Source organism: Pseudoflavonifractor hominis, assembly GCF_014288125.1.
GTDB lineage: Bacteria > Bacillota > Clostridia > Oscillospirales > Oscillospiraceae > Pseudoflavonifractor_A > Pseudoflavonifractor_A gallinarum.
This window is the reverse complement of the sequence record NZ_JACOPR010000001.1, coordinates 423,728-445,577: the sequence shown is the minus strand read 5'-3', so window position 1 is coordinate 445,577 and position 21,850 is coordinate 423,728. Positions and strand designations below refer to the sequence as shown.

Genomic DNA, 21,850 nt, shown 5'->3' with positions numbered 1-21,850 from the left:
TTTTCCACTGCGTCCCGCCGGGATGTGGACAAAGGAAAATTTATAGCTTGACAAAAACAGAAAATTTGCATATAATATCTTATTGTTAAAGCCATAACTATCAGTATGTGGCCCTTTGGCGGCGTGACCGCCGCTTCGGAGGGAGGGGAAATCAATGTCGGAAGTCCGTGTGAAGGACGGTGAGTCCTTGGAGAACGCGCTCAAGCGCTTCAAGCGCAGCTGCGCCAAGTCGGGCGTCCTGGCCGAAGTGCGCAAGCGTGAGCACTACGAGAGCCCGAGCGTCAAGCGCCGCAAGAAGTCTGAGGCTGCCCGTAAGAACCGCAAGAAGTTTTATTAAAAGCAAGCTGGGCCCCGCACCACATCGGTGCGGGGCTTTTCTTGTCCGCAGACGGCGGGAAGGATGCCGGATTCTTGCAATGGGACGGGAAAAATGGTAGACTGGACCTGTTACGATGGAACTTTGGTTCCAGTTCAGCGGCGTCCCAGCCAGATCCGGGCGGGGGACGCTTTTCCATGAAGTACGGATCACAGAGACAGGGCGGGCCTGGGTGCTCTCCCCGAGAAGGAGGGCGGTTCACGCCATGATTTATCGATGCAGCCATCCGGGATGCTCCATGATCCTGGAACAGGAGGAGAACGGCGCGGTATGTCCGGAGTGCGGGCATTCCATGGCGGCGGTGAGCGAGGCCGCCCTCACCGGAAAGGACTGGGCCCTGCTGGGCAGCTGGTGGATCGAGGGTCCCCGGCGGGACGAGGCGCGGGCCTATGCCTGCTTCCGGCGCTCCGCCCAGGTGGGGGATCCCTGCGGCATCAGCAATCTGGGCTGGTGCCTGGAAAACGGCATCGGGGTGAAGGCCGACCCCAGACAGGCCGCGTGGCTCTACGAGCAGGCCGCCCTGCTGGACTACGTCCCGGCCATGTGCAATTTCGGCTTCTGCCTGCAAAACGGCATCGGCACCGGACGGGACCCGGAGCGGGCGGTGGAGTGGTACCGCAAGGCCGCGGAGATGACCTTTCCCCGGGCCCAGATCCTGCTCTCCCGCTGCTACCACGAGGGCATCGGGGTAGAGCGGGACGAGGCGGAATCCCTGGCCTGGCTGAAGGCGGCGGCCTTTCAGGGGGACCCGGGCGGACAGGCCGAGCTGGGCCGCCGGTATGAGTTCGGCGACGGGGTGGAGCAGTCCGCCGCCATCGCCGTGCGCTGGTACCGGGCCGCTGCCGAGCAGGGCCATGCGGACGGCATGTGCTGCCTGGGGGTGTGCTATGAGTACGGGGTGGGCGTGCCCGCCGACCGTGCCCGGGCCGCTCAGTGGTACCGGGCCGCCGCTGAGGCCGGAGACGTGCGGGCCATGGGAAACTACGCCTGGTGCTGTGAGACCGGCTCCGGAGTCCCCCAGGACCTGGAGACGGCCGCCCGCTGGTATCGCGCCGCCGCCGAGCGGGGCAATCCCCGGGGCATGTGCTGCCTGGGCTGGTGCTATGAGTATGGCACTGGCGTCCCAAGGGATATGAGCGAGGCGGTGCGCTGGTACCGTGCCGCCGCCGCCCTGGGCTATGCCCGGGCCCAGTGCAACCTGGGCGTGTGTCTGGAGCGGGGCGAGGGGACGAAGGCCGATGTGCCGGGGGCGGTGGCCCTCTACCGGGCCGCCGCGGAGCAGGACTATGCCCCCGGGCAGTGCTGTCTGGGCTTTTGTTACTACATGGGGATCGGTGTGGAGCAGGACTCGGAGGAGGCGGTGCGCTGGTACCGTGCCGCCGCCGAACAGGGCTATCCCCGTGCCATGCGGGAGCTGGGGGTGTGCTGTGAGACCGGCTCCGGCGTGCCCAAGGACCCGGCCGCCGCTGTGGAGTGGTACCGCCGGGCCGCCGAGCTGGAGGATGTGCCCGCCATGTGCAATCTGGGCTGGTGCTATGAGTTCGGCTCCGGCGTGCCCCAGGACGACGCCCAGGCCGTGGCGTGGTATGAGAAGGCGGCGAAGCAGAACTATCCCCGGGCCATGACCAATCTGGGGGTGTGCTATGAGCAGGGCCGGGGCGTCCCACAGGCCGACAGCCGGGAGGCCATGCGCCTCTACCGTGCCGCCGCCGAGCAGGACTATGGCCGGGCCCAGTGCTATGTGGGGATCAACTACTACTACGGGGACGGCGGCGTGGAGCAGGACGACGCCCAGGCGGCAGACTGGTTCCGCCGCGCCCTGGACAGCGGCTATGAGGAGAGCGCCTACTGGCTGGGTCTGTGCGCCTGGAACGGACGGGGCATGGCCGAGGACCGTACCGCCGCTGTGGACTGGTTCCGCCGTGCCGCCGAGGCCGGCGTGGTCCGCGCGGGCTTCTACCTGGGCCTGGCCGCCGAGCGGGGCTGGGGCGCGGAGCAGAGCGGAGAAGAGGCCGCGCGCTGGTACCGCTGGGCCGCGGAACAGGGGGACGCCTCCTCCCAGTACAATCTGGGCTGGCTCTACACCCGGGGCGAAGGGGTCCCGGCGGAGGAGGAGCAGGCCGTGGCCTGGTTCCGCCGTGCCGCCGAGCAGGGCGATCCCGACGCCATGTGCGTGCTGGGCCTGCGCTATGAGCGGGGCGAGGGCGTGGAGCAGGACTGGAGCACCGCTGTGTCCTGGTACCGCCGCGCCGCCGACCGGGGCAGCCTGACCGGCATGTGCAATCTGGCCTGGTGCTGCGAGCGGGGCCTGGGGATGGAGACCGACTATCCCCAGGCGATCCACTGGTACCGCCGGGCCGCCGAAGAGGGCAGCCTGCGCGGGATGAACAACCTGGGGGAGCTCTACCGGAAGGGAAAGGGCGTGGAGCGGGACTATGACGCCGCCCTGGCCCTTTACCGCCGTGCCGCCGAGCGGGAGGACGACACCGCCCTCTACAACCTGGGCGAGTGCTATGAGCTGGGGCAGGGGGTGGAGCCCGATCTGGAAAAGGCCCTCACCTACTACCGCCATGCTGCCAAGCTGGGGGAGGGCAGCGCCCTGTGCGCCCTGGGCCGGTTCTATGAGAAGGGCGTCCAGGTGACGGCCGATCCGGCCAAGGCCCTCTCCTATTACCGACAGGCGGCCGACCGGGAGGACGCCGAGGGGATGTACCGCCTGGCCCTGTGCTATCTGGAGGGGAAGGCGGTGGAGACCGACCCGGCCGCCGCCCGGGAGCTGTGCCGCCGCGCCCTGGAGAGCCAGGACCTGGAGAACGAGGGGGACGCCCATCTCCGGGAGGCACTAGAGGGCCTCATGGAGCGGCTGAAGGGCTGAGGGCTATTCCAGCAGCCCGGGCAGCAGGTCGTCCACCTGTGCGTAGGGAACAAAGGCATGGGAGATGCCCATCCGGGCGCCCAGCTGACATTTTTTCCGGATGGAGCCCGCATCGTCGAAGAGGACGAAGTGGGCTCCATCTGTTTTGGTCATGTAGGTGAAGTAGTGAGCGCACAGCTCGTGGGAGAAAAAGACCGAGCCGCCCCGCTCCTCCAGCTGCTCGGCCAGCGCCGGACGGGAGAGGGGGACCCCCTCTCCCGTGGGGGAGGGGAGGAGGAAATCCTGGGCCAGCCGCTCGATCCGGAGGGCCAGACGGGAGGGGCCGTACTGCTCGGCCGCCTCGGCCAGGCGCTGCTCCAGGGAGCCGCCCGACAGAGCCGTGGGGATGAGCACGCAGGCGTAGTCCGAGGCCGCCCCATAGCGCTCGGGCACATAGAGGGGCCAGCCCCGGCGCTGGAGTGCCTCCCCCAGCTCGGCCACCGCCCGCTGGAGCACGGGGATGGGCCGGTCGGGAAAGGCGCAGTATACCCCCTGAAAGCCCCGGGCCGAGCACTCCCGCAGGACCTCCTGGCAGAAGGCGGAGGGCTCCCCCCGGCCGTCGAAGCCCTCGCAGTCCATGGCCAGGATCCCGCCCCGGGCGGCCACGGGCAGATTGGCCCGGAACAGGTGGGGCCCGCCGCCCACCCGGTAGGCCAGATGGGCCGCGGGCAGGTTCTGTTCCCGGGCGGACCGCTCCAGGGCGGGCGGCGTGAGAAAAATGAGTTTGCAATCGGTAACCATGCTGAGGTACCCCCTTGTATCCATGGTGGAGCAATGTTATAATGCAAATTACGGCGTAAGCCGGTATAATGGACTCTATGCAGGGCAAGTTGGAAACAGTCCTGCGGAAAGGCGGTGGACCGTGGCGCTTTCCCTGCTGGCGGACCGGGTATTCCCCTCCGTACAAGCCATATCGCCCCGGTGGCTGGCGCAAGAGGGCATCACCCTCCTGCTGGCCGATCTGGACAATACCCTTTCAGCCTATGGCGTGCCCGAGCCGGACGAGCCGGTGCGGGCCTGGGAAAGGGCCCTGCGGGAGGCGGGCGTGACCCTCTTCATCCTCTCGAATAACCGCAAACCCGAGCGGGCCAGGCGCTATGCCCAGTCCCTGGGCGTGCCCTACATCGGACACGCGGGAAAGCCCAAGCCGGGCTCCTTCCACCGGGCCATGGAGCAGATGGGCGTGGGCCCCGGGCAGACTGCCATCGTGGGCGATCAGATCTTTACCGATATTCTGGGCGGGAAGCGGGCCGGGGTGCGCACCCTTTTGGTGGAGCCCATCCGGCTGGCGGGCAATCCGGGCCGCTATCTGCGCTACGCGGCGGAGTGGCCCTTCCGCGCCCTGGCCAAGCAAAGGAGCAAATAGCATGAGCGTATCATTTGGGCCCGCGGGCAATTCCGACTCCTTCTCCCGGGCGCACAAGTCCTCTCTGGCGGCCCCCGGCTGGATCCGGGCCTTTGGCCTGGACGCCTATGAGTACCAGTGCGGCAAGGGGGTCAACGTGGGGGAGGAGACCGCCCGCAAGCTGGGGGAGAACGCCCGGAAGGAGGGCATCCGCCTCTCCCTCCACGCCCCCTACTTTATTAACCTGGCCAATCCCGACCCGGAGAGCCTGCAAAAGACCATCGGCTATATCACCGCCGCCTGCCGGGCCGCCGACTGGATGGGGGCCGAACGGGTGGTCATCCACTCGGGCGCCCTCATGAAGCGGACGCGGCGGGAGGCGCTGGACATCGCGCTGCGCTCCCTGGAGGAAGTGGTGAAGGCCTGCGACGCCGCCGGATACGGACACATCACCCTCTGTCCCGAGACCATGGGCAAGATCAACCAGCTGGGCGATCTGGACGAGGTGCTGGAGCTGTGTCAGGTGGATGAGCGATTGCTCCCCACGGTGGACTTCGGCCATCTCTATGCCCGGAGCTTGGGCGAGGAGCAGGGGGAGGAGGCCACCGAGCGGATGCTGGACAAGCTGGAGCGCGCCCTGGGTGAGGACCGGGCCAGCCGCTTCCACAGCCATTTCTCCCGCATCCAGTTCACCCCCAACGGGGGCGAGAAAATGCACCTCACCTTTGAGCAGGACGAGTTTGGGCCCGACCATCTCCCGCTTATGCGGTCCCTGGCCCGCCGGGGGTGGAGCCCCACCATCATCTGTGAGTCGGCGGGGACCCAGGCGGAGGACGCCCTGACCATGAAGCGGGCTTATGAGCATTTTCTGGGGACGGACTGAGGGCCGCCCCCACGGATAGAAAGGAAGTCAGAACCATGAATCATCTGGAGAAGATCGCATCCAAACTGGATGCCTACGGTCTGGACGCCATGCTGGTGACCAGCGAGCCCGGCGAGTTCTACGCCATCGGCTTTCACGGCGAGGGCGCCGTGGTGGTGGGCAAGCAGGAGACGCGGTATTTCACCGACTCCCGCTACATTGAGGCCGCTGAGCATCAGGTGACCGGTGCCAAGATCACCATGACCACCCGCACCGTGAGCCAAAAAGCCATGGTGGTCCAGGCGGTGGAGGAGATGGGCATCCGCAAGCTGGGCATCGAAGAGGGCTACATGACGGTGCAGGACTATCAGAGCTATGAAAAGGCGCTCTCCTGCCAGCTGGTGCCCGCCCAGCAGCTGCTCACCGATCTGCGCGCCGTGAAGGACGGGGAGGAGCGGGAGGCCCTCATCCACGCCCAGCGCATCTCGGAGAAGGCCTTTGAGGAGATCCTCAAGTTCATCCGCCCCGGCATGACCGAGAAGGAGATTGCCGCCCGGCTGGTGTACGACATGCTCCGCTTCGGCGCGGAGAAGATGTCCTTTGACCCCATCGTGGTCTCCGGCCCCAACGGGAGCCTGCCCCACGGTATCCCCAGCGACAAGAAGGTGCAGGAGGGCGAGTTCATCACCATGGACTTCGGGTGCAAGTACCAGGGCTACTGCTCCGATATGACCCGCACCGTGGCGCTGGGAGAGCCCAGCGAGGAGATGAAGAAGGTCTACTACACGGTGCTGGAGGCCCAGAAGGCCGGCATCGCCGCGGCCAAGGCGGGGGTGCGGGGCTGCGACATCCACAACGCCGCGGCCAAGGTCATCGAGGACGCCGGCTACGGAGCGTACTTCGGCCACGGCTTCGGACACAGCGTGGGCATTGAGATCCACGAGTCCCCCAATGCCAATCACAGCAATCAGGACCCCATGCCCGAGGGGGTCGCGGTCTCCGCTGAGCCGGGGATCTACCTGCCGGGAAAATTCGGCGTGCGCATCGAGGATGTGATCCTTCTCACCCAGGATGGGTGCGAAGACATCACCCTGGCGCCGAAAGAGCTCATCGTTCTGTAAAAAACCTGAAAAACCCTTGCAAATATGGGGATAATGGAGTAAAATAGCTTAGCTAAAGTTCCATTCATATGAAATACCTTGTTTGGAGGATGAATACCAATGCCTACGATTACTGCCAGTGATTTCCGCAATGGCGTGACCTTTGAGATGGACGGCCAGGTCATGCAGGTGGTGGAGTTCCAGCACGTGAAGCCCGGCAAGGGTGCGGCCTTTGTGCGCACCAAGATGAAGAATGTCATCACCGGCGGCGTGACCGAGACCTCCTTCAACCCCACCGCCAAGTTTGAGCAGGCCTATGTGGAGCGCAAGGACATGGAGTACAGCTACAACGACGGCGATCTGTACTACTTCATGGACCCCGAGACCTACGATCTGGTGCCCATCGGCGCCGAGATGCTGGGCGACAACTTCCGCTTCGTGAAGGAAAACATGCCCTGCAAGATCAACAGCTACAAGGGCAAGATCTTTGCCGTGGAGCCCCCCACCTTCGTGGAGCTGGAGATCACCGAGACCGACCCCGGCTTCCGCGGCGATACGGCCACCAACGTGACCAAGCCCGCCACCCTGGAGACCGGCGCTGAGATCAAGGTGCCCCTGTTCATCAACCCCGGTGACAAGATCAAGATCGACACCCGTACCGGCGAGTACCTGGAGCGCTGCAAGGGCTAAGCGCTGAGCGCCTGAGAGCAGGCGCACAGCGAACCGCGCAAAGCGTGATACGCCAAGCGCCGTCCCTACCACAAGGCCCTTCGTGGCCGCCTGTAAAAAGGAGATTATTATGACTATTTCTGAGAAGGTCGCGTACCTGAAGGGTCTGGCCGAGGGCCTGAACATCGACACCGAGAAGTCCAAGGAGGGCAAGCTCATCTCCGTGATGATCGGCATCCTGGAGGAGATCGGCATGTCCATCGAGGACCTGGAGGAGAACACCGTGGCCCTGGGTGAGGAGATCGACGCCATCTCCGACGACCTGTCCGACGTGGAGAAGGTCGTGTTCGACGAGGACGACGAGGATGAGGATGACGAGTGCTGCTGCGACGAGGACGACGACTTCTTCGAGGTCGAGTGCCCCAACTGCAAGGAGACCCTGGTCATCGACGAGGACGTGCTGGAGTCCGGCGTGATCCAGTGCCCCAGCTGCAAGGAGAAGTTCGCTCTGGATCTCTCCGACGACTGCTGCTGTGAGGACGACGAGGACGAGTGCGGCTGCGGCTGCCACCACGACCACGAGTAAACCGAACATGGAAACAGCCGGCGGCCATAGGCCGCCGGCTGTTTTTGCGTGCGGAGCCGGTCCGTACGCTGCGCAGAGGTGCGGGCCGCTTGACAGGCCCCACAGGGCGATATATAATAGGCAGGCGTGTTAGTTACGACTAACAAATCAGCCGGTATAGGATGAATGACAGATGAAAACCGAGACAAAACGCGTACAGGGCACGCTGGAGGCGCTGGCTCCGGGGGAGCACGGCGTGATCCTGCGGGTAGGAAATGAACGAGGGCCGGTCAAACGCCGGCTGGTGGATATGGGACTGACGCCCGGGACGGAGATCTTGGTGCGCAAGATCGCCCCCTTCGGTGACCCCATTGAGGTCAACCTCCGGGGATATGAGCTCTCCCTGCGCCGGGAGGACGCCCGGCAGATCACCATGGCCATCGGGGAGGAGGCCCAGGCGGCCAGCCTGATCCGCAAAAAGCGGGTGGGCATGGTGCAGCGCATCCCGGATGAGGAGACCCTGCGCCGCATGAGCGACGACCACGACCATGAGAAGCGGGAGCACAGCGGGGTACCGGACTACGCCAGCCACGACACCCGGGAGATGAAGCTGGCCCTGGTGGGCAATCCCAACTGCGGAAAGACCACGCTCTTCAACGCGCTCACCGGTTCCAACCAGTATGTGGGCAACTGGCCCGGCGTGACGGTGGAGAAGAAGGAAGGACGGGCCCAGGTGGACGGAAAGCCGGTGACGGTGGTGGATCTGCCGGGCATTTACTCCCTCTCGCCCTACTCCATGGAGGAGATCGTGGCCCGGGACTTTATCGTGGGGGAGCATCCCGACGCCATCATCAACATCGTGGACGCCACCAATATGGAGCGCAACCTCTACCTGACCGCCCAGCTGCTGGAGCTGGAGCGCCCCATGGTCATCGCCCTGAACTTCATGGACGAGGTGGAGAAGCACGGGGACAAGATCGACGTGGAGGCCCTCTCCCGTTCTCTGGGCGTGCCGGTGATCCCCATCACCGCCCGCACCGGGAAGAATATCCAGACCCTGCTGGAGGTGGCCCACCGGCAGATGCACGTGGGCGTCACGGTGGAGCCCGACGATCTCTACGACGACTTTACCCATCAGATCCACCACAAGATGGGCGAGCTCATTCACGACAAGGCCTATGCGGCCGAGATCCCCGCCCACTGGGCCTCCATCAAGCTCATCGAGGGGGACCGGCTGGTGGAGCAGGCCCTGGGACTGGACGAGGCGGAAAAGGCGCGGGTGGAGTCCATCTGCTCGGAGTATGAGGGGGCCTATGTCCTGGGCGACCGGGAGACCCTGGTGGCCGACAGCCGCTATCAGTTCATCCAGTCGGTGGTCCACGCCTCCGTGCGGAAGGGACAGAAGCAGGGAAGCCTGACCCTGTCCGACCGGATCGACTCCATCGTGACCCACAAGTGGCTGGCCGTGCCCATGTTCCTCCTGATGATGCTGGGGATGTTCGCCCTGACCTTCGGGCCGGGGCAGGCCCTGTCCGATCTGGTGGAGAGCTTCATCAGCGGCCCGGTCTCCGACGGCATCCGGGCAGGGCTGGAGGCCGCGCAGGTGGCTCCCTGGGTGGAGTCCCTGCTGGTGGACGGCGTGGTCTCCGGCGTGGGCGGCGTGCTGGTCTTCCTGCCCCAGATCGCCCTGCTCTTTCTGGTGCTCTCCTTCCTGGAGGACTCGGGCTATATGGCCCGGGCCGCCTTCATCATGGACCGCCTGCTGCGGCGGTTCGGCCTGTCCGGCAAGGCCTTTATCCCCATGCTGATGGGCTTTGGCTGCACCGTTCCCGCCGTTATGGGAGCCCGCACCATGGAGAATGAGAAGGACCGCCGCATGACCATCATGCTGGTGCCCTTCATGTCCTGCTCGGCCCGGCTGCCGGTGTACGGCCTGCTGGCGGGGGCCTTCTTTGCCCAGTACAGCGGCCTGGTGGTCTTTTCCCTGTATGTGATCGGACTGTGCTTCGCCATCCTGTCCGGCATCCTGCTGCGCAAGACCATGTTCCAGGGAGAGCCCGCCGCCTTCGTGCTGGAGCTGCCCCCCTACCGTCTGCCCACCCTCAAGAATATGGCCATGCACGTGTGGGAGAAGGTGCGGGGCTTCCTGGTCAAAGCCGGTACCCTGATCCTGGCCATGAGCGTGGTGCTCTGGTTCCTCCAGTCCTTCGGCTGGTCGGGCGGCTTTGTCATGGTGGAGGACGCCTCCCACTCTTTCCTGGGCGCCATCGGCGGGGCCATCGCCCCCGCGCTGCGCCCCCTTGGCTTCGGCACCTGGCAGGCCGCCGTGGCCCTGCTCACCGGCCTGGTGGCCAAGGAGGCGGTGGTCTCCTCCATGAGCCTCTTCTACGGCTTCTCGGCCAGCGCCAGCGGCGCCACCGTGGCGGCGGCCCTCTCCGGGACCTTCCAGACACCGGTGGCCGCCTATGCCTTCCTGGTCTTTGTGCTGCTCTATGTCCCCTGTGTGGCGGCGGTATCCACCATCTACCGGGAGATGAACAGCCTGAAGTGGACCCTCCGCTCCATCCTGTGGCAGATCGGCGCGGCCTATCTGGGGGCGCTGGTGGTCTATCAGGTGGGTTCCCTCCTGTTCTGAGAAAGGAATGCTATGAAATACATCATCTATGGGGCCGTCGCGGCCCTGACGGTGTGGGCGGTCTGGTATGTGGTCCGCCAGATCAGCCGTCAGATCCGGGGGAAGGGCGGCTGCGGTTGTGGCTGTGGCTGCTCCTCCTGCGGGAAGGACTGCGCCCAGCGGAAAGAATGAGAAAAGGGCGTGTGCCGGAGGTTTTGTTCCGGTGCGCGCCCTTTTGCGCTGGGTCTTGCGGGTTTGGGACAGGGGGGTACAATGAGGAGGAAGGAACCAGATCCACGATTCATGGAACAGGGAGGCGCGCACATGGAAACAAGCAAGCTGGAAACACTTCAGGACTGGATCGACGGGAGCAGCCGCATCGTCTTTTTCGGCGGCGCGGGGGTCTCCACCGAGTCGGGCATCCCGGACTTTCGCAGTGTGGACGGGCTCTACAACCAGAGCTACCGCTATCCGCCCGAGACCATCATCAGCCACAGCTTTTTTGAGCAGGACCCGGAGGAGTTTTTCCGCTTCTACCGGGAGAAGATGCTCTGGCCCCAGGCCCAGCCCAACCCGGCCCACCGGAAGCTGGCCGAGCTGGAGCAGGCCGGGAAGCTGGACGCGGTGGTGACTCAGAACATCGACGGCCTGCACCAGGCGGCGGGGAGCCGGAAGGTCTATGAGCTCCACGGATCGGTCCACCGCAACTACTGCATGAAGTGCCACCAGTTCTACGGGCTGGAGGAGATGGTCCAGGGCACGGGCGCCCCCCGCTGCAAGGTGTGCGGCGGCATCATCAAGCCCGATGTGGTGCTCTATGAGGAGAGCCTGGACCAGCGCACCATCGAAGGTGCGGTGGAGGCCATCCGGAAGGCAGACCTTCTCATCATCGGCGGGACCTCTCTGGCGGTCTATCCCGCGGCGGGACTGATCCAGTACTACCGGGGGAGCCGCCTGGTCCTCATCAACAAGAGCGCCACCCCCTACGACCGGCAGGCCGACCTGGTGATCCAGGCCCCCATCGGCGCGCTGCTGGAGCAGATCCAGGTCCGTCCCTGATACAGCCAAGTCCCCGGGAGTACTCCCGGGGACTTGCGTGTCGAAAAATTTCAACACGCTTCTCAAAAATGCAAGCATTTTTTCGAGGGAAATGCAGGCCGCTGCGCGCACTTCGTCGGGTCAAAGTCCGCACCGTTCGCCCCGGCCTGACGGCCAGGGTTCACTCCGCTCCCTTGCCCCTCCTCTCCCAAACAAACCCGCTTCGCTGGGCTTTGTTTGGGTTCCCGGTTCGCACACTTGCAGCCTGAGAGGTGTGTTTTCCGACGTACACGCCGCCGGAAAACACACTTTGACCCTCTTCCGCCGTCTGCGAACGGCGGAACGCTGCGAGGCGTTTGCGGCAAAGAGTGCCGGAGTAAATAGTAGCGGTAGCTGAAATCCCCGGGAGTACTCCCGGGGACTTCTTACATGCTGCTATTTATTGAAAAGCAATAAATATAAATTGACTTTCAATAAGTGCGGCGCTATAATCAGAAAAAAGAGAGGGGAGAGCGGGGTGCGGAAGCAGGCGCCCGGAGAGAGACGAGGAGGTATGGAAGATGGACGTGGAAAAGCTGGCCCGGATCCTGAAACGATTGGTGAGCATCACCTTTGTATGTAATCTGCTGGTCCTTCCCCTGCTGGCCGGGCTGGCCCGGCTGCGGGGACTGGGGGAGCTGACCGGGGGAATCTCCTATTTCTCCATGCAGGGGGAGGGAGCGGCGGAGATCGTTCTGCGCCTGACCGGCTATTTTCTGGCCTCCTGGTGGGAGATCTGGCAGTTTGGAGAGCGGTATGCCCAGGTTCTGGCCCTCTTTCTCTTCTTCTGCGGCGTGTGTACCGCTGTCATCCTGTGGCAGGGGCGGCGGGTGCTGGACACCGTCCTGCGGGGGGAGACCTTTACCCGGGGCAATGCGGCCAACATGGGGCGGGCGGCGGTGTGCTGCTTCCTCATCTCGGGCGCGGCCCTTCTGCGGACGGTGTGGGGGCTCTTCCACTATGGGAGCATCGGGCCGCTGTTCACCTACAACACCCTCTTCATCCCCGTGTTTTTCATGGCGGGGCTGCTCTGCCTGATCCTGTCGGCCCTGGTCCGGCAGGCGGCCGAGCTGAAGGAAGAGAACGATCTGACCATATGAGGAGGGGATTGCGTGCCCATCGTAGTCAATCTGGATGTGATGATGGCCCGGCGCAAAATGAGCCTGAGCGAGCTGGCCGCCCGGGTGGATCTGACGCTGGCCAATCTCTCCATCCTGAAAAACAACCACGCCAAGGCGGTGCGCTTCACGACCCTGGAGGCCATCTGTAAGGCCCTGGACTGCCAGCCGGGGGATATTCTGGAGTACGTGCCCGAGGAATGAGACAGCCGGACAGGAGGGACGGAATATGAATCAGGGGAAGCTGAGGACCACACAGACCCGGCGTTTTTGCGCCTTTGCCTTAAACCATTTTCTCATTTCGGTGGTGAGTGCTCCGCTGGGCTTGCTTCTCTTCGTGGGATGGGTGGAGCTTCTGGAGACGACGGAGGCGGCCTGGTGGATCGCGATCGCATTTGACGCCTGTCTGATGCTCGCCTACGCGCTGGCGGGGGCCTGGGTGGCCCGGAAACAGCGGTGGGAGCCGCCCCGCTCCATCTGGGCTGCCCTCTGGTCACTGGTGGCCCCCATGCTGGTGGCCTGGGCCTGGGAGGCCCTGGTCCTGGTAGGGGCCGATCTGGAATGGGTGACGGTCTCCTACTATGCGCTCATGGTGGCCGTACCGCTGGCCTTCCCCTCCTTTCTGTTCGTGCTCCTCGGACTCATGGGCGGCATCTGGTGGGGAGAGGGGGGATGGGAGTTTTACCTCATGGCCTTTCTGGCCGGTGGATTGCCTCCGCTGCTGTTCTGGCTGGGCAGCCTGTGGGGGGCTAAAAACCGCCGGGAAGGGGAGGACGGGACAAAAAAAGATCCCTCTCTCCCGCAGAAGCGGGAAGAGGGATCGTAGCGGATCGGTATGAACCGGGGAAGGAGATCAGGCCAGGATAATCCGGCCGTCCTCCACGCCCTCCACGGTCTCCAGAGCTTCCACCCGGACGCCCATGCGGCGCAGGACCTTTCCGCCCTCGCGCATGGCCTTTTCGATGGCCACGGCTACGCCGGCCACCTCGCCCCCGGCCTTGGAGACCAGCTCCAGCAGGGCCAGGGTGGACTGCCCGTTGGAGAGGATGTCGTCCACCACCAGGACCACGTCGTCCTCCTCCAGGTATTTCTTGGACACCCGGATGGTGTAGGATTTCTCCAGCGAAAAGGAGTGGGTCTCCGCGGTGTAGACATTGGGATCGATGTAGCCGGTCTGAAATTTCTTGGCGTAGATGACCGGGACCCGCAGCGCCCGGCCCACAAAGCAGGCCAGGGCAATGCCGGAGCTCTCCACCGTCAGGACCTTGGTGATCTTGTCGCCCTTGAAGCGGCGGGCAAGCTCAGTCCCGGCCCGTTCAATGAGCTCCACATCCATGCAGTGATTGAGAAACATATCCACGTGGATAATGTCTCCCTCGCCCACCTGGGCTTCTTCCAGAATGCGCTGTCTTAATTCCTTCATGATGATCCTCTCTCAACGTCCTTCCAAACGATTGCGGCATTGTTCGATCAGCCACTGAAACACCGGCGCGCCGTCCACGGTATCCATCCGCCGGTGGGCGCCGGTCATGCGCTCGGGATGATATTGCAGGGCGAGAACGGGCAGGGCCGTGTGCTCCACCGCCTCCACCAGACCGGACTCCGAGCGGGCGGTGACGGTGAGTCCCTCCCCGATGCGGTCCAGCGCCTGGTGATGGGCGCTGTTGACGGAAAAGACCGGGCCATACCACCGCTCCAGAAGAGAGCCCTCCTCCGCGTGGACGGCGTGGACCTTATCCTCAGAGCTCCCCGGGGCATGGGTGTGGAAGCACACCTGGGTGGAGCCGATGTCCTGCAAGAGGGTGCCCCCCAGAGCCACATTCAGGATCTGGAGTCCGCGGCAGATTCCCAGCACCGGCTTTCCGGCGGCCAGGTAGGAGGCGGCCAGCGCCAGCTCCGATGCGTCCCGCTGGGGATCGATCTCACTGCTGGCCCAGTTTTCCTGCCCAAAGCGGCAGGGGTCGATATCTCCGCCGCCGCACAGCAGGAGACCGTCATACTCGGTACGGTCGGCGGGGCAGTAGGCGGCGTGCGGGATTCCTCCGGCGGCAAGGACTGCGGCCTCGTAGTTCTCCGCGCCGGAAGAGGAGGCAGAGACCAGAATATGAACTTCCATCATACACCTCAGAACCGTTATTAGACTGATTATAGACTATTTTACTTTCCTCTGCAATATTGACAAGTAAATAAAAATAGGGTATCCTATTAAAGATTCCGGACAGAGCGGTCCGGAGGAATCTGCCTGTACGGGCAGGGAAATCGAATATGCAGCGGTATCGAAGTGGTCATAACGGGGCTGACTCGAAATCAGTTTGCGGGCAACCGCACGTGGGTTCGAATCCCACCCGCTGCGCCAGCGTCGGAGCAAGCGTTTTATCGTTTGCTCCGACTTATTTTTTCGGACGGGTCAGCATGGAGCGATGTCTCTCCTGGCTCTTTTCAGAAAGTAGAAGCAGCGGCACGGAAGATTCCATGCCGCTGCTTTAGGTTTCCTCTGTGTCCTGACTTTGGGAAAGGACAATCAAATCGCCCTGGGGTGCGTTCATATATAGCTCCTCACACTGCTGCTGGGCGGCGATCAGGGTGTTGATCGCCTGCTCGGTGGCGCGAAACAAAGTCAGATACATTTCTTTGTAGTCAGGCATAGTATTCACCTCTTTACAACAGAATAGGACATATTGTCCTAAATGTCAATAGGACGATATGTCCTTTGTTATAGTAACTTTGGTGATGCATATGAATCTAAGGATTCGAGACTTGCGAGAGGATGCCGATTTGACACAGACACAGGTGGCTGAAATTCTCCTCTGTGACCAGTCACTTTACTCAAAATATGAGCGTGGCGAGCGAGATCTGCCTTTGGAATTAGCGGTTAAATTGGCAGACTTTTATCAAGTATCTCTGGACTATTTGATTGGGCGAAGCGATAAGAAATCATGAGGAATATAGAGAGCGGCACGGAATCTTCCGTGCCGCTGTTTTTGTGCCGAGGATCACAGAAGGGGAAATGAGGCTTGACAGAGGACCATTTGCTGTCTATAATATGTAGCGCGCTACATGTTTGGAGGTGAGCGATTGCAGTTGGAACAGAAAGAAATTGGGTATCTGCTGAAACAGATCACAGAGAAGATCAAAGTGGATGCAGATTCCTCCCTGAAAGCCCGCAATTTGACCCTTTCGCAGGTGCGGGTGCTGGAATGTGTGTTTGCCGCGGGCGGTTCCGCCACGCAGAAATTCATTGAGGAATCTCTGGATGTATCGCATCCTACCGTGGTGGGACTGATCACCCGCATGGAGAAAAACGGGTATCTGCACTGCTATGTGGATGAGCGGGATAAGCGCAACAAGATCGCCGCGCTGACCCCCCGGGCCGAGGCGGCTTTTGTGGAGATACGCCATGATATCGCCTCGCTGGAAGAAAAGCTGGTCAAGGGCATGGATGCCCGGAGCAGAAGCGAGCTGCACCGGCTGCTGGAGCAGATCTACCATAACCTCACCTGAAACGCCGCCAGGCGGCGTTTTTTTACCCGAAAGTGTAGCTAGCTACAAAATAAAAGGAGAAGCATATGATCAAAACCCTTTGGAAAAGCCTGCGTGGGTACAAAAAGACATCCCTGCTCACCATCGGCCTGACCCTGTTTGAAGTGGTGTTTGAAATTGTGATCCCCCTGTGCATGGCCGAGCTCATCGACCGGGGCGTGGAACAGGGGGAGATGAACCTGGTGCTGAAGTATGGTCTGGCGCTGGTGGTGTTTGCCCTGCTTCAGCTCATGACCGGAATGGGCTCCGCCCTGGCGGCCGCAAGATCGGCGGCCGGCTTTGCGGCCAACCTCCGGCAGGACATGTACGACAATGTCCAGACTTTTTCCTTTTCCAACATCGACAAGTTCTCCACCTCGTCCATTGTCACAAGACTGACCACAGACGTGACCAATGTACAAAACGCCTATCAGATGCTCATTAAGCTGGCCATGCGCGGCCCATTCATGATTCTGTTTGCCATGGTGGTGTCCTTCCGGATCAACCGGGGGATCTCCCTGGTGTTCCTGGCGCTGATCCCGGTGCTGGGCATTGGCCTGATCCTGATCGTCCGCACCGTACACCCGATCTTTCAGAAAGTGTTTGAAAATTACGACCGGCTCAACAATGTGGTGCAGGAGAATCTGCGGGGCGTGCGGGTGGTCAAATCCTTCCACCAGCAGAGCAAGGAGATTGAGAAGTTTGACCGGGTTTCCGAGCGGATCTATCAAGATTTTGCAAAGGCGGAGCGCCTCATCTCGCTCAATACGCCGCTGCTCCAGTTTTGCCTGTATCTGAGCATGCTGCTGATCTCCTGGCTGGGCGCGAAGGCCATTGTGGCAAGCGGGAACAACGCAGCCCTTGGACTGACCACCGGAGACCTGACGGCCCTGTTCAGCTACGCCATCCAGATCCTGATGAGCCTGATGATGCTCTCCATGGTGTTCGCCATGATGACCATTGCCCAGTCCTCTGCGGAGCGTATCTCGGAGCTGCTGCAGGAGACGTCGGACATTCAGAATCCGAAGGATCCGGTCCGCCAGGTGCGGGACGGAAGCATCTGCTATCAGAATGTGGACTTTGTCTATGCCTCCAAGGCGGGGAAGAAGGTCATTGACCAGGCAAACGTGACCATCCAAGCGGGCCAGACCGTGGGGATCATCGGAGGAACCGGCTCCTCCAAGAGCTCCTTTGTACAGCTGATCCCCCGGCTGTATGATGTGAGCGCCGGGGCGGTGCTGGTCGGCGGCGTGGATGTGCGGCGCTATGACCTGGACACCCTGCGCAACGCGGTGGCCATGGTGCTGCAAAAGAATGAGCTCTTCTCCGGGACCATCCGGGAGAACCTGCGGTGGGGCAATGAGAACGCCACCGAGGAGGAGATGCAGGAGGCCTGCCGCCTGGCCTGTGCGGACGAGTTCATCTCCGCCATGCCCAAGGGATATGACACCCATATCGAGCAGGGCGGTACCAACGTATCCGGCGGACAGAAGCAGCGCCTATGCATTGCCAGAGCCCTGCTGAAAAATCCCAAGATCTTGATCCTGGACGACTCCACCAGCGCGGTGGACACCAAGACAGACGCGTTGATCCAAAAGGCCTTTGCGGAATATCTCCCCCAGACCACCAAGATCATCATTGCCCAGCGGATCTCCTCCGTGCAGCACGCCGACCAGATCATCGTCCTGGATGACGGAAAGATCTCCGCCATCGGAAAGCACGAAGAGCTGCTGAAGGAGAGCGCCATCTATCGGGAAGTATTTGAATCCCAGCAGAAAGGAAGTGGGTGCCATGCTTAGGCAAGGAATGGATTGGAAAACCGCAAAACGAATCCTCTCCTATTTGAAGCGCTATCAGAAGCAGATGGCGGTGGTTACGGTCTGTATCATACTCTCGGCGGTGGCCAGTGCGGCCTCCTCGGTGTTCATCCAGACCCTGATCGACGGCTACATCGTGCCGCTGCTGGGACAGACCTCCCCGGTCTTTGGGCCCCTGCTCAAGGCGCTGGGGGTGATGGCGGTGGTCTATCTGGTGGGCGTCCTGGCCACCTGGATCTACAACCGGACCATGGTGACCATCGCCCAGGGGACCCTGAAGCAGATCCGGGACGAGATGTTCGCCAAGATGCAGGACCTGCCTGTATCCTATTTTGACACCCATACCCACGGGGATATCATGAGCCGGTATACCAATGATACGGATACCCTCCGGCAGATGATTGCCCAGTCCCTGGCCCAGCTGGTCTCCTCGGTGTGCACCATTGCGGCGGTCTTTTGCTGCATGCTCTACCTGAGCGTGTATCTGACCGCCATTGTGGTGGCGGCGGTGGCGGTGAGCCTGTTTCTGATCAAGGGGATCGTGGGGAAGAGCGGATACTACTTCATCCAGCAGCAGATGTCGCTGGGCGATCTGAACGGCTACATCGAGGAGATAGTCCACGGGCAGAAGGTGGTCAAAGTATTCTGCCACGAGCGCCAGGCCAAGGAGATCTTCCGGGAGAAGAATACGGCCTGGGAGCACAGCTCTGCCAGCGCCAACGGATACGCCAATACCATGATGCCCATGATGAACGCCCTGGGCTACCTGCAATATGTGATCGTTGCGGTGGTGGGAGCCTGGATGGCCATTGACGGCGTAACCAACCTGAGTATATTCGGAGTCAAAACGGTGACGCTGGGCATGATCGCCTCCTTCCTCACCCTGTCCCGCAGCTTTACCAGCCCCATCTCCCAGATATCCAACCAGTTCAACTCCATCGTCATGGCCCTGGCCGGTGCGGCGCGGATCTTTGCCCTGATGGATGAGCAGCCGGAAGAGGATCTGGGCCGTGTGACCCTGGTCAATGCCACGGAGCGGAACGGGGTTCTGGAAGAGACACGGGAGCACACCGGCACCTGGGCCTGGAAGCAGCCCGGCCGCGGCGGCTCCTCCCTGACCAAGCTGGAGGGCAGGATTGTTCTGGATCATGTGGACTTCGGCTATGTGCCCGATAAGCCGGTTTTGCAGGACATCAGCCTGTACGCGCAGCCCGGGCAGAAGATCGCGTTCGTCGGGGCGACCGGCGCGGGAAAGACCACCATTACCAACCTCATCAACCGATTCTATGAGATCGACCGGGGCCAGATCTGCTACGACGGAATCGAGATCGGCCAGATCAAAAAGGCGGACCTCCGCCGCTCGCTGGGGATCGTGCTGCAGGATGTGAACCTGTTTACCGGAACGGTGATGGAAAATCTGCGATACGGCAACCCGGACGCCTCCGATGAGGTGTGCATCCAGGCGGCCAAGCTGGCAAACGCGCACAATTTCATTATGATGCTCCCGGACGGCTATCAGACCGTGCTCCAGGGGGATGGCGGCGGCCTGTCCCAGGGACAGCGCCAGCTGATCTCCATCGCCCGGGCGGCTGTGACCGATCCCCCGGTCATGATTTTGGACGAGGCCACATCCTCCATCGACACCCGAACGGAGGCCCTGGTACAGAGCGGCATGGACCGCCTGATGGAGGGGAGGACCGTGTTCGTGATTGCCCACCGGCTTTCCACCATCATGAATTCCGACGTCATCATGGTGCTGGATCACGGCAGGATCATCGAGCGCGGCACCCATGAGAGCCTCTTGGAGAAGAAGGGCGTATATTATCACCTCTACACAGGCGCCTTTGAACTGGAGTAAACTCCTTTAGGCTATTTTAAGGCAGGTGTGCTATACTGGAGTAGAAAAACGGGGAGGTGGACCTATGAGACTGCTGGTAGCAGAGGATGACCCCAAGCTGCTCAAGTCGCTGGTGCATATATTCGAGAGCAACAAGTTCTGCGTGGACGGAGTCCCCAACGGAGAGGACGCGCTGGCCCACGGGCAGTCCCAGGAGTATGACGGGCTGATCCTGGATATCATGATGCCGGGCCTGGACGGTTTGAAGGTGCTTCAGACCCTGCGGAAGGAGGGGGTCACCACCCCAGCCCTCTTTTTGACGGCGCGCACAGAGGTATCCCAGCGGGTGGAGGGGCTGGACGCCGGCGCGGACGACTATCTGCCCAAGCCCTTTTCCACCGCGGAGCTGCTGGCCCGGGTGCGGGCCATGCTGCGCAGAAAGGACACCTATCTGCCCGACCTGCTCTCTCTGGGTCCGGTGACCCTCAACCGCTCCACCTATCAGCTGGGGTATCAGGAGCGGGTGCAGTCCCTCAGCGGCAAGGAGTTCCAGCTGCTGGAGATGATGATGCAGGCCCCCAACACCATCCTGCCCACCGAGCGGTTCATCACCCACCTGTGGGGGTGGGACACCAATGTGGACACCAGCGTGGTCTGGGTACATATCTCCAACCTGCGCAAGAAGATCGCCGCCCTCCAGGCCCCGCTGGAGATCCGCTTTGTGCGCAACGCGGGCTATGTGCTGGAGGTCAAGGCATGATCCGGAATCTGCGCCGGCGGTTCATTCTCATCAGCGCCGCCTCCATCTTTGTGGTGTTCTTTGGCATCTTCCTGCTGATTCTCATTTTCAGCCGGGTGCAGATGAAGCGCACCATGGACACCCTCACCGACGCCATTTCCTCCAATGACGGCGTCTTTCCCAAGTTTGATCCCCTGGAAAAGCGCCCGCCCTCCCAGTTCCCCTACTCCGACGTCATTACGGCCGAGACCCAGTTCAGCACCCGCTTTTTTACGGTCTGGCTGGATGACCGGCAGGAGATCGACCGGGTCAACATCGACTCCATTTCCTCCATCTCGGAGTCGGAGGTGGAAAACTATGTCAAGCGCGCCGTGAAGGAGCGCGCCGAGCGGGGCTGGATCGCGGATTACCGCTACAAGGTGGTCCGGACCGACACGGGCTCCACCATGGTGTTCGTCAACGGGGCCATGAATCAGAACGTGACCAACCGTCTGCTCTTCACGGCCTTTCTGGTCCTGCTGGGGAGCGCCGTCCTCATTCTGGGGCTGACCATCATCATCTCCAAGCGGGCGGTGCGCCCCATCGCGGACAGCTATGAAAAGCAAAAGCAGTTCATCACCGACGCCAACCACGAGCTGAAAACGCCCCTGACCCTGATCTTGTCCAATCTGGACATCGTGGAATCGGAGGTGGGAAAGAACGAGTGGCTGGACGACATCCGCAGCGAGGGAGAGCGGATGGGCCTGCTCATCAACCAGATGGTCACCCTGTCCCGGATGGCTGAGAGCGACACCCCGCTGGAGTGCACCGCCTTTGATCTGAGCGGCGCGGTGACCGATACCGTCTCGGAGTTCCAGAGCCTGGCGGCCGAGCGGAACAAGACCCTCACGGCGGCCTTTGAGCCCCGCGTGACCTACTGCGGGGACGAGGCGCTCATCCGGCGCTTGACCGCCATCCTGCTGGATAACGCCCTGAAATACTGCGACCCGGGAGGGCGGATTCAGGTGACCCTCTCCCAGCGGCGGCACCCGGTCCTCACGGTGGAGAACACCTATGCGGAGGTGGGAACGCTGGAGCTGGACCGCCTCTTCGACCGGTTTTACCGGGCGGACAAGGCCCGGACCTTTTCCGGCAGCTTTGGCGTGGGCCTGTCCATCGCCCAGTCCATCGCCAAAAAGCACCGGGGGAGATCACGGCCTACCAGAAGGGCACCACCATCGGATTCCGGGTGGCCCTGAAATAGCCATACCACAAAAAAGAATGCCCGGAGGAAGTCTAAAAAGACTTCCTCAGGGCAT

General features: G+C 62.2%; 23 protein-coding genes and 1 tRNA gene. 20 read left to right on the top strand and 4 right to left on the bottom strand.

Annotated elements, in window-relative coordinates; genetic code table 11:
* Positions 1 to 154 precede the first annotated feature (154 nt).
* Positions 155 to 337, top strand: a complete 183-nt coding sequence (gene rpsU / locus H8S34_RS02155) for a 30S ribosomal protein S21 (protein WP_101693723.1) — start codon at positions 155 to 157, stop codon at positions 335 to 337.
* Between the two features lie 244 nt (positions 338 to 581).
* Positions 582 to 3,251, top strand: coding sequence for a tetratricopeptide repeat protein (locus H8S34_RS02150; RefSeq protein WP_186962903.1), 2,670 nt, complete (start codon positions 582 to 584; stop codon positions 3,249 to 3,251).
* A 3-nt stretch (positions 3,252 to 3,254) separates the two neighbouring features.
* Here the strand turns inward: H8S34_RS02150 and H8S34_RS02145 are convergent, their stop codons facing one another.
* Positions 3,255 to 4,031 (bottom strand): hypothetical protein, encoded by a 777-nt coding sequence (locus H8S34_RS02145; protein WP_186962902.1) that lies wholly within the window; start codon positions 4,029 to 4,031, stop codon positions 3,255 to 3,257.
* Between the two features lie 121 nt (positions 4,032 to 4,152).
* On the opposite strand from H8S34_RS02145, the gene H8S34_RS02140 reads away from it, so the two are divergent.
* The 11 genes from H8S34_RS02140 (at position 4,153) to H8S34_RS02090 (ending at position 13,466) form a co-directional block, all read left to right on the top strand.
* A complete protein-coding gene (locus H8S34_RS02140) occupies positions 4,153 to 4,656 on the top strand; it encodes a YqeG family HAD IIIA-type phosphatase (RefSeq protein ID WP_328821007.1) in 504 nt (167 codons plus the stop codon).
* A gap of 1 nt (position 4,657) precedes the next feature.
* The gene (locus tag H8S34_RS02135; RefSeq protein ID WP_101693720.1) at positions 4,658 to 5,518 is read left to right on the top strand and encodes a TIM barrel protein; all 861 of its coding nucleotides are present in this window, start codon (positions 4,658 to 4,660) and stop codon (positions 5,516 to 5,518) included.
* Between the two features lie 35 nt (positions 5,519 to 5,553).
* Positions 5,554 to 6,618 carry a M24 family metallopeptidase gene (locus tag H8S34_RS02130; RefSeq protein WP_186962901.1) on the top strand — a complete coding sequence of 355 codons (1,065 nt, stop codon included), beginning with the start codon at positions 5,554 to 5,556 and terminating at the stop codon, positions 6,616 to 6,618.
* A gap of 99 nt (positions 6,619 to 6,717) precedes the next feature.
* Complete coding sequence (gene efp / locus H8S34_RS02125) at positions 6,718 to 7,287, top strand: elongation factor P (protein WP_101693718.1); 570 nt, start codon at positions 6,718 to 6,720, stop codon at positions 7,285 to 7,287.
* Positions 7,288 to 7,396: 109 nt separating this feature from the next.
* Positions 7,397 to 7,852 (top strand): CD1247 N-terminal domain-containing protein, encoded by a 456-nt coding sequence (locus tag H8S34_RS02120; protein ID WP_101693717.1) that lies wholly within the window; start codon positions 7,397 to 7,399, stop codon positions 7,850 to 7,852.
* Positions 7,853 to 8,024: 172 nt separating this feature from the next.
* The gene (gene feoB, locus H8S34_RS02115) at positions 8,025 to 10,466 is read left to right on the top strand and encodes a ferrous iron transport protein B (protein WP_186962900.1); all 2,442 of its coding nucleotides are present in this window, start codon (positions 8,025 to 8,027) and stop codon (positions 10,464 to 10,466) included.
* 12 nt (positions 10,467 to 10,478) lie between these two features.
* Positions 10,479 to 10,637, top strand: coding sequence for a FeoB-associated Cys-rich membrane protein (locus H8S34_RS02110; RefSeq protein WP_186962899.1), 159 nt, complete (start codon positions 10,479 to 10,481; stop codon positions 10,635 to 10,637).
* A 132-nt stretch (positions 10,638 to 10,769) separates the two neighbouring features.
* Complete coding sequence (locus tag H8S34_RS02105; protein WP_186962898.1) at positions 10,770 to 11,504, top strand: NAD-dependent protein deacylase; 735 nt, start codon at positions 10,770 to 10,772, stop codon at positions 11,502 to 11,504.
* A 539-nt stretch (positions 11,505 to 12,043) separates the two neighbouring features.
* Entirely contained in the window at positions 12,044 to 12,622 is a 579-nt protein-coding gene (locus tag H8S34_RS02100; protein WP_186962897.1) for a DUF2975 domain-containing protein, read from the top strand.
* A 12-nt stretch (positions 12,623 to 12,634) separates the two neighbouring features.
* On the top strand, positions 12,635 to 12,844 hold the full coding sequence (locus H8S34_RS02095) for a helix-turn-helix domain-containing protein (protein WP_101693713.1): 210 nt from the start codon (positions 12,635 to 12,637) through the stop codon (positions 12,842 to 12,844).
* A 25-nt stretch (positions 12,845 to 12,869) separates the two neighbouring features.
* Positions 12,870 to 13,466 (top strand): hypothetical protein, encoded by a 597-nt coding sequence (locus H8S34_RS02090; RefSeq protein ID WP_186962896.1) that lies wholly within the window; start codon positions 12,870 to 12,872, stop codon positions 13,464 to 13,466.
* 27 nt (positions 13,467 to 13,493) lie between these two features.
* On the opposite strand, the gene H8S34_RS02085 is transcribed toward H8S34_RS02090, so the two are convergent.
* The gene (locus H8S34_RS02085) at positions 13,494 to 14,063 is read right to left on the bottom strand and encodes a xanthine phosphoribosyltransferase (RefSeq protein ID WP_101693711.1); all 570 of its coding nucleotides are present in this window, start codon (positions 14,061 to 14,063) and stop codon (positions 13,494 to 13,496) included.
* Positions 14,064 to 14,075: 12 nt separating this feature from the next.
* On the bottom strand, positions 14,076 to 14,759 hold the full coding sequence (locus tag H8S34_RS02080) for a gamma-glutamyl-gamma-aminobutyrate hydrolase family protein (RefSeq protein ID WP_101693710.1): 684 nt from the start codon (positions 14,757 to 14,759) through the stop codon (positions 14,076 to 14,078).
* A gap of 148 nt (positions 14,760 to 14,907) precedes the next feature.
* Here H8S34_RS02080 and H8S34_RS02075 point away from each other — a divergent pair.
* A tRNA-Ser gene (locus H8S34_RS02075) sits at positions 14,908 to 14,996 on the top strand.
* 127 nt (positions 14,997 to 15,123) lie between these two features.
* Here H8S34_RS02075 and H8S34_RS02070 read toward each other — a convergent pair.
* Entirely contained in the window at positions 15,124 to 15,285 is a 162-nt protein-coding gene (locus H8S34_RS02070) for a hypothetical protein (RefSeq protein WP_180956893.1), read from the bottom strand.
* A 91-nt stretch (positions 15,286 to 15,376) separates the two neighbouring features.
* On the opposite strand from H8S34_RS02070, the gene H8S34_RS02065 reads away from it, so the two are divergent.
* From H8S34_RS02065 to H8S34_RS02040, 6 genes are all read left to right on the top strand, one after another.
* A complete protein-coding gene (locus H8S34_RS02065; protein WP_101694014.1) occupies positions 15,377 to 15,580 on the top strand; it encodes a helix-turn-helix domain-containing protein in 204 nt (67 codons plus the stop codon).
* A 135-nt stretch (positions 15,581 to 15,715) separates the two neighbouring features.
* A complete protein-coding gene (locus tag H8S34_RS02060; protein ID WP_180956892.1) occupies positions 15,716 to 16,141 on the top strand; it encodes a MarR family winged helix-turn-helix transcriptional regulator in 426 nt (141 codons plus the stop codon).
* 65 nt (positions 16,142 to 16,206) lie between these two features.
* A complete protein-coding gene (locus H8S34_RS02055) occupies positions 16,207 to 17,958 on the top strand; it encodes an ABC transporter ATP-binding protein (RefSeq protein WP_186962894.1) in 1,752 nt (583 codons plus the stop codon).
* Positions 17,959 to 17,965: 7 nt separating this feature from the next.
* Positions 17,966 to 19,834, top strand: coding sequence for an ABC transporter ATP-binding protein (locus tag H8S34_RS02050; protein WP_243207874.1), 1,869 nt, complete (start codon positions 17,966 to 17,968; stop codon positions 19,832 to 19,834).
* Between the two features lie 64 nt (positions 19,835 to 19,898).
* On the top strand, positions 19,899 to 20,573 hold the full coding sequence (locus tag H8S34_RS02045; RefSeq protein WP_101693692.1) for a response regulator transcription factor: 675 nt from the start codon (positions 19,899 to 19,901) through the stop codon (positions 20,571 to 20,573).
* A complete protein-coding gene (locus H8S34_RS02040) occupies positions 20,570 to 21,790 on the top strand; it encodes a sensor histidine kinase (RefSeq protein WP_186962892.1) in 1,221 nt (406 codons plus the stop codon). The genes H8S34_RS02045 and H8S34_RS02040 overlap by 4 nt, the downstream gene beginning before the upstream one ends.
* The last annotated feature ends 60 nt before the right edge of the window (positions 21,791 to 21,850 follow it).